The organism is Microcoleus sp. M2_D5 (genome assembly GCF_036701935.1).
Lineage (GTDB): Bacteria > Cyanobacteriota > Cyanobacteriia > Cyanobacteriales > Microcoleaceae > Microcoleus.
This window is the reverse complement of record NZ_JAUBRP010000002.1, coordinates 74,020-86,063: the sequence shown is the minus strand read 5'-3', so window position 1 is coordinate 86,063 and position 12,044 is coordinate 74,020. Positions and strand designations below refer to the sequence as shown.

Genomic DNA, 12,044 nt, shown 5'->3' with positions numbered 1-12,044 from the left:
TAGAGGAACTACCATGAACCCTGAAGCAACTAAACGCTTGGAAGAATCCATCCAAAAGACTTTATCCACTCATGCGAAAAACGACAAAAGTTATCTATGGATGGCCTATTGGGTAATCTTTGAGCGCGAAGCTGATCCTGATGGATTAGAAGGTTGGTTAAATGAACTAAAGTTAGGTTTGAGCCGAGCCAGTGTTATAAAAAAGATGCTTGAGGCCCAGGAATTTCAGCAGCGTCTTCCAGAGGAAGAGAGGGGCAGCAAATTAATGACAAACTTCACAATGCCCAATAGGGAAATGGTGAAAGAATTTCTTCCCCCTGTAGATGATTTTCCAGTAGTTCCCCTGAGTATAGATGAATTGAAAGAACAAGTAGCAAGTAAACATTGGTTTCATCAGATAGATATGGGGAACGGAATAATAACACCTGGACAAGATGATAGCGCGGAGAAACTACTTAGGATAAAAATGCCTGAAAAGCTAGATGGAATGACTGTGCTTGACATAGGTACTTGGAATGGTTTTTTCTCATTTGAAGCAGAGCGTCGGGGTGCTAGTCGCGTTCTCGCAACCGATTCCTATGCGTGGCATAGCTGGGATGGGAAATCGGGATTCGATCTAGCACGGAGAGCTCTCAATTCAAAAGTACAAGCTCTGGAAATAGATATACTCGATCTTTCTCCAGATAAAATTGGGACTTTTGACTTAGTTCTGTGCCTGGGCGTACTTTACCATATGCGTCACCCCCTACTCTCTTTAGAGAAAGTTTTTAGCGTCACTGGAAATCAACTGATATTGGAAACAACGGTTGAACTCTTTTCCGAAGACAGACCGGCTATGGTGTTTTATCCCGGTACAGAATTTGCTAACGATCCAACTAATTGGTGTGGGGCAAATCCAGCAGCCGTGATAGCCATGCTGAAAGTTGCCGGATTTAGCAAAGTCGAATTAGTGAGCTTAGTAGATTTCCCTATTCCGCAAACGGGGCGAGCAACTTTTCATGCTTGGAGATAATTTCGCTTTAGGAAAGAAACTCTTAAAAACCATGTTTCCTTCCTAAGTGCGAGGGTGTGGCACTGGAAATTTTGCTCGATCTAATTCTTGTTGAGCAAGCAGCGCTGCTTGCTTCCAAGCTTGAGCTTGCGATTCAAACAACTTTTTCTCTTCTATTGTCCTCATAATATATTCCAGGCGATGTCTAATTTTTTGACCAATAACCTCTGGATTGAATAAAGACCTAATCTCCTTAGCTGCTCTCGCTCCTACTTGCTGTGCTTGCGGATAATTTTCAAAAACATACTGCATGAGGGAAGCTGTACGATCGATATCCGGCTCAGCCCAGATACTACCTTTTGGATAAAGTCCATAAGCTTCAGTCGTTGCCACTAAATCGTATTTCACCAAAAAACTATTGCCGACATTCATAAAATCGGTATTGGATGAATAAGCGGTAGCTATGACTGGCTTGCCGTAATACATTGCCTCTGCCATAGTCAAACCAAAACCCTCAGCCCGATGTAGCGATACATAGCAGTTACAATTATCTACTAATCCATGAACCTCTTCCTTGCTCAAATGCCCTTCGATAAGTTGAATAGATGGCCAGTCTTCTGTCATGGCTTTTAGTTGAGCGTACTGATTTTGATAATAAGGATGAGGTCGAAACTTAATAATCAGTAAAACATCTTCATTAGACTTCCCAAAAGCTTTTTTAAACGCCTCAATGGTAGCAAAAGGATTTTTTCGCTCAAAACCGCTACCCATGTCGAACATGAACAGAAAAATAAATTTGTCTTGGGGTAATCCTAAAGCTTCTCTGCCCAATTCGTTGGGCGGTAAATAAATGCTAGGCGGTAATTTGACCACGGGAAGAGGCGAGACATCGGAAATAGTTTCAGCAGTGTAATTACTGTAAGTCCACACCTCATCAAATCGATTAAAAGCTCCCATGAAAAAATCTGGAAATACCGGAAGTTCCCAAATCCAAAAACCAATATTATAGCGATCCTTAAAATATTCAGGCTCGATACAATTCAACAATGACTCGTGCGGGTTGGTATGGACGATATTAATGGGATAAGAATGATCGCTGGAAAAATTGGTGTATGTAGAATCTAAGTTGCGTTGCGAATCTTCTTTCATATCCTTGATTGTAAAAGGAATGTTAGCTGCTTCTATCGCTCTGATAGTCCCTCGCACACCCCCGCCCAAACCAAACTCGCCACTCACATGACCGATAATATTAACTCCAAACTTTAAATTTGTGTTATTGAACATGATTGAACTCCTAATAACAAATATCTACAGTAAATTAAACTTTTTAAGTCTTAGCAAGCCTTTGGTGTTGTGCTAGTTCAGATTGAACTTTCTGTGTTGTCTGCCGCCAAACTTGGGTTTGGGACTGGGCCAAAGCCGTCTCTTGCTGCATCTGATGGATGCGAGTTGACCAGTTTGTAGATTGGTTCATCCTGTTTCTAATGATTTCCAATCGATTTTTGATTTTCATTCCTAGAAGTTGAGGACTCAGTAAAGACTTAATTTCTTGAGCTGCTCTTGCTCCTACTTGTTGTGCTTCCTGGGGATTCTCAAAAACATACTGCATTAATGATGCTGCATGATCGATATGGGGATCTGCCCAGTAATTTCCTTTAAAGTAAGGCCCATAATCTTCGGTCAGTGTCACTATGTCATATTTTACTGGAAAACTATTGCCGACATTCATAAATTCCATATTCGATGAGTAGCCAGTCGCAATTACAGGCTTACCATAATACATCGCTTCTGCCATTGTTAGACCAAATCCTTCTGCTCGGTGCAGGGAAACATAGCAGTCACAATTAGCAACTAAAGCATGAAGTTCTTCTCTCTTTAAGTGTCCATCTATAAAATGAACTGGCCAGCCTGCTGCTTGCGCTTTGAGTTGGTCTCGCTCTTTGGGAAAAAAGTTGCCATTAGAAAACTTGAGTACCAGTAAGACATCTTTATTCGATTGAGCAAAAGCTCGCTTAAATGCCTCCAAAGTAGCAAAAGGATTTTTGCGACCTATGGTACTGTGAAAGTCAAACATGAACAAAAAAATAAATTTGTCTTGGGGTAATCCTAATGCTTCTCTATCAAATGACGGTTCGGGAAATTCAAGGCTGGACATCATCTTAATCACAGGGACGGGGGATACGGGCGCGATAGCTTCAGCGCAGTAATTGCTATAAGTCCATATCTCGTCAAATAAAGAAAAAGCGTACAGCCACCCTGGAGGAAATATCGGCAGTTCCCAAGCCCAGAAGCCAATATTGTATCGACCTTTGAAGCATTCGCGATCGACCATGTTGAAAACAACGGGTTCTGGCAGAGTGTGAATTAGGTTAATGGGATAGGGATTTTGCTCGGAAAAACTTGTGTAGCTGTTATCTAAATTTCGATGCCAATCTACCTTAATATCCTTGAGTGCAAAGGGCACACCAGCAGCTTCGATCGCTCTGAGAGTGGCCCTCGAACCTTCTCCCAGACCATATTCACCGCTCAGGTGTCCGATAAAATTGATGCCAAAATTAGAATCTATTGTTTGATTTAACATTGTTCGTTTTTTACTTAAGAAATATCTAGAATAAATGCTTGAGAATTCAGGGCTATTATCGTTGAAATTAAGAGTATTTTGCTAACTCTTTCTGTACCTGTAATGCAGTCTGCCTCCAAGCTAGGGCTTGACGAGCCAATAGATCTCTTTCTGTCTGAAGTTCATGGAACCGATTTGACAACTGGGTATGATTTAGATGTCCCCTGATAAATTCAAGGCGATTTTTTATTTTTATACCTACAGATTGAGGATTTAATAAAAACCTGATTTCCTTGGCTGCTTTTTTTCCTGTTTTCTGAGCTTCCTGATAATTCTCAAATACAGACTTCATGAGAGACGCAGCATGATCGATATCTGGTTCCGCCCAGACACTGCCTTTGGGGTAAGCTCCATAATCTTCCGTTGTTGTCACTAGCTCGTATTTAACCGGAAAACTATTGCCAACATTCATAAATTCCATATTAGATGAATACGCTGTGGCGATTACTGGTTTGCCGTAGTACATAGCTTCAGACATTGTTAAACCGAAGCCCTCAGCCCTATGCAAAGACACATAACAGTCACAACTATTAACCAAAGCATGAATCTCTTCTTTTTGCAAATGTCCGTCTATAAACTGAAGAGATGACCAACCCTCAGCCAAATCCATTAGTTCCTGTCGCCGTTCCGGAAAAAGATGAGCATTGGCAAACTTGAGAACGAGTAAAACATCTGGATTAGATTTACCAAAAGCTCGTTTAAATGCCTCAACGGTGGCAAAGGGATTTTTCCGTTCAAAGGAACTGCCAAAGTCAAACATGAATAGAAAAATAAATTTATCTTTGGGTAAGTTGAGGTTCTCTCTTGTTAATAATGGTTGCGGGAAGGCAAGGCTAACAGGAATTTTGAGTACAGGAACCTGAGAGACAGTCGCAAATGCTTCTGCACAAAAGTTACTGGTAGTCCATATTTCATCAAATAAATCAAAGGCCCACTGCCATTCAGAGGGAAATACGGGCAGTTCCCATAGCCAGACACCTATATTGTATTTGCCTTGGAAATATTCAGAACCAATGCCGGGAAAGTACCCGGCTAAAATCTGCTCAACCCAATTGGGGTTGGTTTGGACTATATTGATTGGATATGGATTGTCGTCGGAAAATTTTTTGTAGCTGGTATCGGAGTTGGGTAGCCAATCTATTTTCAGATCCTTAACCACAAAGGGAATTCTGGCTGCTTCTAGGGCTCGGAGATTTCCTCTAGCGGCTTCCGCTAGCCCAAAATCTCCGGTTATATGACCCGCTAAATTTACACCCAAAGAATTATTTAGTTGATGATTTAACATTCGTCTTGGTTTTGGCTGAGTAGAAATGTCTGAATATGATTGAAAAACGATTTAATCTATGAAGCCTTTTGAATGAGCAGCCCCAAGGATGTTGTGACATATTGTTCCAACTGAAGCTTTAAGTGTATCCCCGACCAGGGCGGTACGTCTATGTGACGATCGAATGGCCCGCTTCCAGTGTTGTAGTTCAGGACTATTTCGTGTCCTTGGCTTGTCAACTCTGCAGCGAGTCTGTCGATGTCCTGCCGTCGAAACAGTACAGTCTGTTGGTGGTCGATCGTCGCGTCATTAGAAAAAACGTTGAATTCGGTGGTATGTACTGCTATTCCCCCTGGACGCAGGCACTTAAGGCTGTTTTTGACAAATTGCAGCCCCAGTTCGATCGAGCCGAGGTGCTCGAAAGCGCAAGACGAATAGACAAAATCGAAGCTGACCAAATCAGCATCTATCTTGTTCATATCTGCAACGCGGTAACTCACCTTGGATGCGAAGCGTTCGGGGGGGCAGATGCCGCGATCGTTAAGTGCCTCTAGCGTGGCTGCATATTGACCGGTACCTGCCCATCCCTGCTTCGTGGCCTCCTCTGAATCTAAGTCTGTGGCCACTACGAAGCAGCCTCGCGCTGCCATTACAGCGACTAATGGTTCCTGGCCGACACCAAAGCCTAGCCCGCGCCTGCCTGGTGACATCATCCCCGTCTCGGAAAGACACTGAAGGATATAGGCGTACTCCCACAGTTTTCGATGAAATATTGGCTCGTGCGGCAGACGAGTTTCCTCACACCAATAGTAGAACGCATCCGATCGACACTGGGCCTCGGTGGCCAGTTGCGAGACTGGATTTGTGAGGCTTGGCTCATCGTTGATGACTGTTGGCAGGCGCTTGCGACCAGCATTATAGGACTTCAAATTAGATATGGGAATCACAGTTTAGTATTTAGCGCCCTGCGACGTGCTGGTACAGCTACTCATTGTACAATGGAGCGAGTGTTGCCGGGTGGAACGCTGTTGAGTTTAAACTCTCTTCTTGATAAACTAACAAAAAAAGTAATCGATTTATGAGCGCAGAGTCGGCTGTAACTGAATTAGAGAAAGGCGATCAACTTCTAAAGTCAGGGAATCTGGAGGAGGCGATCGCCGCCTACCACCGTGCCATTGAGCAAAATCCTGACCACTCTTGGTCTCACCACAATTTAGGGGAAGCTCTGACAAAACTCGGTCAATATGAGGAGGCGATCGCCTCTTACCGTCGCGCCATAGAACTCAACCCAGATTTCTCTTGGTCTTATCATCACTTAGGGGATGCTTTAGATCGACAGGAACAGTGGGAGGAAGCGGTTGTTGCTTTCCGCAGGGCCATTGAACTCAATGCCGAACATTTCGGGACTTACTGTGGGTTAGGGCATAGTTTAGCAAAACTGGGTCAGCTAGATGAGGCGATCACGGCTTATCGGCGCGCCCGATCGCTTGAACCAAATGTGGATTGGATTCAATACAAACTGGGGGAATTGCTGCAACAGCGAACTGATTTGGATTTGGATGGGGCGATCGCTTCTTATCCCCAGGCCCTAGAGTTAAATCCCGATGACGTGGCAACTTCTCCCAAGCCCCTAGAGCTTCAACCTCATAACAGCGATAACTTAGAACAGAGCAAAACTTTCCGAATTAATCCCGAACAGTTAACATTAATTTCAGCACAGCTTGTTCAAACAGGCGCTAGCTGGCAGTTAGTCAGTAGAGAAGGAAACCAGGGGCAAGTGTCTTATGGTCCTTATATTACTCTACCCGATGGCTTGTATCGAGTTATAATTGACTGTGAATTCCCCGATATAACTTCAGAACAAAAACGAGAAAACTCTGAAATTATTGGATTCAAACTTGATGTAGCGATGGATAAAAGCTTGGTGGTGTATCAGGAAAATATTTATACCAACCAGCAGAAACAAGAGTTTTTTATAGACCTCGTAAATGTTAAAGATTTAGAACTTCGCTTTTGGGCGCTCGGTCAATTATTTGCTGTGAATTTCATAGAATTTACTTTGGTTTATCAGCCTGGTGAAGATGCCAAGGCGGTTAACTATTATTTAAAAGTAGGAAACAATCTTAAAAAAACTAATATTGTCCGAGCTATATATTCTTTCCAGAAGGCATTAACCCTTAAAAAAGAAAGGGTCACAGCCTCACAAAATAGAGACAACCTTCAACTCGCTCCGCAACCTGTGGTAAGGAAACCCCGTATATACGACTGTTTTCCTTTTTTTAACGAAATAGACATTCTTAAAATTAGAATAGAGGAATTAAAGGATGTAGTAGATAAATTTGTTTTGGTTGAAGCGACGAAAACTCATAGCGGACAACCAAAACCTTTATACTATAAAGAGTTTATCCATGAGTTTGCTGAGTATCAAGATAAAATTATCCACTACATTGTGGATGATATGCCAGAAGTCCAAAACAACGATCGATGGCCTCTTGAAAATTACCAGAGGGACTGCATTGGCTTGGCTTTGATAGAACTTGAATGTCAAGACGAAGATATTATTTTAGTGAGTGATGCTGACGAGCTACCCAGAAAAGATAAAATTAATGAGGCAATACAATTGCTCTCATATAACGATTTTGTAATTTTTACCCATGATTTATATGCCCACAACTTAGATAATTTACAAAGCGAGTGGTGGTGTGGAACAGTCGCTTGTAAATATAAAAATTTAAAGCAAAGAACTGCTACCCAAGTGAGGCGTGCAGATACAGGCAATTGGGCTACCGACAGCAAAGCTGGGTACATTAATGAATCTCAGAATTTTGCACACCCATACATAGCTAAAGGTGGTTGGTCATTTACCTGGTTCGGAACTCCCATATCAAACAGGTACAAACTACAAAGTTTTGCTCATGCGGAAGTAGATGATTCTAATGCAAGGGGATTAGAAAAATTGAAGTATGATATTTGTAGACCTACGGGGGAGATGGAATCATCAGGTGAGTTTTATTTCGATGTAAGAGACATAGAAGGGAAAGATGTACCTGAATTTTTAATAAACAACATTCTCAAGTATCGGCATTTTCTTCAGCCCAGACAGACAGCACTGATGGCTAAAATAGGGGAAAATTTAAAGCAAGTCGATCCTCAAGTCAACATCCTGAAGAATGAAACCATAAAAGTAAAAGAGCAACTAGAAAAAGTAATTCAAAATCTGCTAAAACTTTGTGAGAGTTTGGCAGAAAGGGGTAATCTGGAAGAGCCGATCGCACAATGGCGACAGCTAGTAGAGCTTGCTCCAGAAGTCACCAGCAAGAAATGTTTTTTAAGCAACTTAGAGGCGCTGGAAAAATTCATAATTAACCCAGAAGATTATACTTTAATTTCGGGACAGCTTGTTCAAACACATACTGGTCAACAGCTAGTTAGCCCGACATGGAATTACGGGCAAATTTGCTATGGGCCTTATATCACCTTGCCGCCGGGTTTGTATCGAGTTAAGTTATACCTGGAAAACTCAGACGATGGCGAGAACCAAAAAGGTAGCAATTCTGAAAACGTTTGGTTTAAGTTTGATGTGGCAGTGAATAAAGCTATGGTAATCTACGAAGAGAAGATTTACAATCGTCATCAAACCGAACATGAATTTTTTATAGATGTTAAGGTTCAAAATTTAGAAATTCGTTTCTGGGCTACAGGTGTCTTCTTTGCCGTAAATTTTATAGAAATGGATTTAATTTTTCAAACAGATTTACATAAAGATATTGAAGCTTATCAACCAAAACCACCAATCAGAAAAGTCGAAAAAGTCGAAGTTAAAGATGCTGACACTAACTACGGTCAATTTATTTATGGTGAGTGGAATCACCCCTTAGAAATAAGTCAAAATTGGGCAGCATCTGCTTTATATCAACTCAAAACAGAAAGATGGGGTCAATATATCCTACCAGGAACGATTGCCATAGACATTGGCGCTCACTCTGGGGATACTACATTACCAATGGCTCTGCTTACTGGTTCCACTGGGATGGTTCTGGCTTTTGAACCAAATCCTTACGTTTATGAAATCCTTAAATTCAACCAGTACCTTAACAGACATTCCTTAAATATAGAAACTTTCGATCGAGCCATTATGGAACAAGAGGGTACATACGAATTTACCTATAGTGATTCAGAGTGTTGTAATGGTGGCTATTATGACTTAGAGGAGTGGAAGGCCATCAATCCTAATGTTAAGGTGATTCCAGTTAAGGGGGTTAATTTAGCGGAGTTCTTACAGGCTAGGTTTGGTCAAGAGTATGACAGCATACTAAAGAGACTGAGTTTTATTAAAATCGATTGTGAAGGTTATGACAAGGAAGTTATTAAAACTCTCAAGCCGATTACTGATATCGCTAAACCAGCTTTGTTTGTAGAATGGTTTATAAATTTCGATCGAGAACAAAGTGAGGATTTATTCCAGAGTATTCACGCGCTCGGCTATTCTTGTTATCATCCAATAACTTTAGAGTTGCACGATGGAGATGTTAATAAAAAAATTCCCGATCTCTTATGTCTGCCAAATCAGTTATTGGAAACACAAAGCCAAAGCAACTTTAACTTGAATGAATGGCGGCGGTTATCTGAATTTGGAGAGGAGTCTCCCCATAATTTTTTTTTTAGTAGCTTAAAAGGGATTAGTTGTTTTTGCATTACTCCCGATCAGTTAACTATGATTTCCGGTCAACTAATAGATGGGCCTCAAGGTAAGCAGCTAGTCAGTAATGCAGGGAATCAGGGGCAGGTTTCTTATGGTCCATACATTAGTGTGCCGGACGGGTTGTATCGAGTTAAAATTGAATTGGATCGTGAGTATTCCCAATCAAGTTTAAATTCAGTTGAAAACAATCAAGCTCTCTGGTTCAAGTTTGATGTGGCTATAGATCATGCTTATGTTGTGTACGAAGCAGAAGTTAAGGGCGGTCAAAAACACTTCGAGTTTTTCATAGATTTCTTAGAAGTAGAGGATCTAGAAATTCGGTTTTGGGCTAATGGCGTACCCTTTGCAGTAAAATTCATCGAACTTACCTTAATCTATCAACCTAGCGAAGATCGAGCAGCAGCAGACTACTATTTTGAGCTAGGAAAAGCATTTCATAAAAAACGACAACAGTTTAGATTGCTGGCTGCATGGCAGAAAGCGTTAGAATTAAGTCCCGAAGGTTATTTAGAAAAGCTAGCCTGGATTTTGCAAAAAGCATCAGAGATTCCACCAAGTGCGAGCGGGTATTTCAATTTTGGAATGTTTATAGCACAACAAAACCAACTAGAGCAAGCTCTAACCTGTTATCAAAAAGCTTTAGAAATAAATACTGACCAGTCTTCTGCTTACTCAGAATTAGGAATAATCCTGATAGAAAAAGGTTGCTTATCTCAAGTGATTGATTGTTTCAAACAAGTTTTTAGTTGTACTCCAGGCTGCATTAAATACTTTCAAAACATGAGTATTTTATTATTGGAAAAAGGATTGATAAAGGAATCAGTGGCTTTTCTTAAATATATACAGTCGCTCAAAAAACAGGCTAAAATTTACGAAGCTATCTGGAAGGAATTAAATCAATTAGAATCTATTAACGAGAACAATCCTGATTTCCAAGATCGAATAGATCCTGAAGCTGTGGCTGACTACTGGAGAAAAACTTGTCACTACAAAGTAATAGACCTAGATGTCTTGAGCGATGCAGATAGGGAATACCTAGAAAATATAGGACTGTCCTTAGAGTGCATAGAATTCAACAAACAAGATAGTTTTGCCTTGGAGCAAACATTGATCGAGAGTTTTAGCGATGCTCCAACAGATTTGTGCGGTCAAAACCTCATACAACCTTGGTCTTATCAGCAAAGTTTAGTAGAAACAGGTTATGTTTATTTTGTTTGCCCCTTCAGTGGTAAAGTTTTGAGGTCAAACCAATCATTTGTCATTAATCTCACAGAAAATGGCAAACAGAGGGGACACGATCTGCAAGGCTTTATTTATCGCTTTGTGGGAGAGGAATTGTATTACTTAATTGCTGGAGGTCAACATGGTGGAAAGTATTTTATTTATTTACCCAAGTTTGATTTAATTATTAACTTCGATCGCAGCCTCAGTCAATTTTCCCAGCCTGTAGAAAGTATCAATAAACTTAAAAGTTACATGGTAAGTTATTGGCAGGAAGTTCTACAATATATATCAACTGAAGCTAAAAAAGTAGTCGATGTTATCGGTTTAGGCTTCAATATAGGACATTATTTGTGGCAAGACTTAGCAGGTTTTCACGTTCTCATAGAGAATGAAATCCATCATAAACTTGATAAAATATTGACCGGGCCTGGGGACTATTTCAGTTGTCGGGAAGTTTTCCCCGAAATTCCTGCTGACAAGTTCGTTGAAGTTGCAGATGTTCGGGATGTTTTTAAAACGGTATTGGATAATAATTATGTTGCTTTCAGGGCAAATGGTATATCGATCGACGATCGATTAGCAAAGAGAGTATCCGATGCTTCCCTCAAAAGATGTTCTCAAGATTTTTTGACACAAGTGAAACAAGCTAAGACACATTTTCCACTTCTAAGCTTCCAAATTCGTGCCGGTAGTAGGATCTGGCGAGGTCAAGCAGAAGGAATAGCAAATATCATCAAAAGCTTGTATTTTGATTTTCCTACTTTGGGAGTTTTGTGTGATGGCTGGTCTCTTATGGGAACGGAAGATTCGGACAGTCCGAGTTGGTCTATGATTGAAATCGAAAAAGCCATAATGGCAGAAATACTTACTCTTATCCCTTCTACTATCAATACATACAGTGCGATCGGTTCTACAACTTACGAAACCGTTGTTTGGAATCAAGCGATAGATTTAAGTATCATCACAATCGGAGCAGGAATTATGTATACGTCCTGGATAGCTAACAAACCAGGTGTGGTACACGGACACACAGTTGTATTAGATAGACATGGGTCTCAAGTAACGACATCACAAGTAAGAGAAAACATCGTACCGCAAGTATTAATTCCAAAAGAATTTGTTGTAGATTACCCAAACTTCGATTATGATTGCGATTGGAAAGCAATTTACAGTGAAGTTATTAAAATAATAGAAAATTTGAAGAGGGACAGATAATAACAATCACAATAATTTCCATCCCTGT

At 40.8% G+C, this 12,044-nt stretch carries 6 protein-coding genes; 2 read left to right on the top strand and 4 right to left on the bottom strand.

Annotated features, from left to right (window positions below):
- Positions 1 to 13 precede the first annotated feature (13 nt).
- Positions 14 to 1,012 carry a DUF1698 domain-containing protein gene (locus tag QUA50_RS01175; RefSeq protein WP_333258609.1) on the top strand — a complete coding sequence of 333 codons (999 nt, stop codon included), beginning with the start codon at positions 14 to 16 and terminating at the stop codon, positions 1,010 to 1,012.
- 42 nt (positions 1,013 to 1,054) lie between these two features.
- Here the strand turns inward: QUA50_RS01175 and QUA50_RS01170 are convergent, their stop codons facing one another.
- The 4 genes from QUA50_RS01170 to QUA50_RS01155 all read right to left on the bottom strand — a co-directional run bounded on the left by QUA50_RS01170 (position 1,055) and on the right by QUA50_RS01155 (position 5,804).
- Complete coding sequence (locus tag QUA50_RS01170) at positions 1,055 to 2,275, bottom strand: glycosyltransferase family 4 protein (RefSeq protein WP_333258607.1); 1,221 nt, start codon at positions 2,273 to 2,275, stop codon at positions 1,055 to 1,057.
- A gap of 43 nt (positions 2,276 to 2,318) precedes the next feature.
- On the bottom strand, positions 2,319 to 3,572 hold the full coding sequence (locus QUA50_RS01165; RefSeq protein ID WP_333258605.1) for a glycosyltransferase: 1,254 nt from the start codon (positions 3,570 to 3,572) through the stop codon (positions 2,319 to 2,321).
- Between the two features lie 67 nt (positions 3,573 to 3,639).
- Positions 3,640 to 4,770 (bottom strand): glycosyltransferase, encoded by a 1,131-nt coding sequence (locus QUA50_RS01160; protein ID WP_333258603.1) that lies wholly within the window; start codon positions 4,768 to 4,770, stop codon positions 3,640 to 3,642.
- A 182-nt stretch (positions 4,771 to 4,952) separates the two neighbouring features.
- The gene (locus QUA50_RS01155; protein WP_333298476.1) at positions 4,953 to 5,804 is read right to left on the bottom strand and encodes a class I SAM-dependent methyltransferase; all 852 of its coding nucleotides are present in this window, start codon (positions 5,802 to 5,804) and stop codon (positions 4,953 to 4,955) included.
- Positions 5,805 to 5,953: 149 nt separating this feature from the next.
- Here QUA50_RS01155 and QUA50_RS01150 point away from each other — a divergent pair, with 149 nt between their 5' ends.
- Positions 5,954 to 12,016 (top strand): FkbM family methyltransferase, encoded by a 6,063-nt coding sequence (locus QUA50_RS01150; RefSeq protein WP_333258599.1) that lies wholly within the window; start codon positions 5,954 to 5,956, stop codon positions 12,014 to 12,016.
- The last annotated feature ends 28 nt before the right edge of the window (positions 12,017 to 12,044 follow it).

Excerpts from the sequence above, each read along its gene's own strand:
- QUA50_RS01175 (WP_333258609.1), top strand. The coding sequence starts at position 14 with ATGAACCCTGAAGCAACTAAACGCTTGGAAGAATCCATCCAAAAGACT.
- QUA50_RS01170 (WP_333258607.1), bottom strand. The coding sequence starts at position 2,275 with ATGTTCAATAACACAAATTTAAAGTTTGGAGTTAATATTATCGGTCAT.
- QUA50_RS01165 (WP_333258605.1), bottom strand. The coding sequence starts at position 3,572 with ATGTTAAATCAAACAATAGATTCTAATTTTGGCATCAATTTTATCGGA.
- QUA50_RS01150 (WP_333258599.1), top strand. The coding sequence starts at position 5,954 with ATGAGCGCAGAGTCGGCTGTAACTGAATTAGAGAAAGGCGATCAACTT.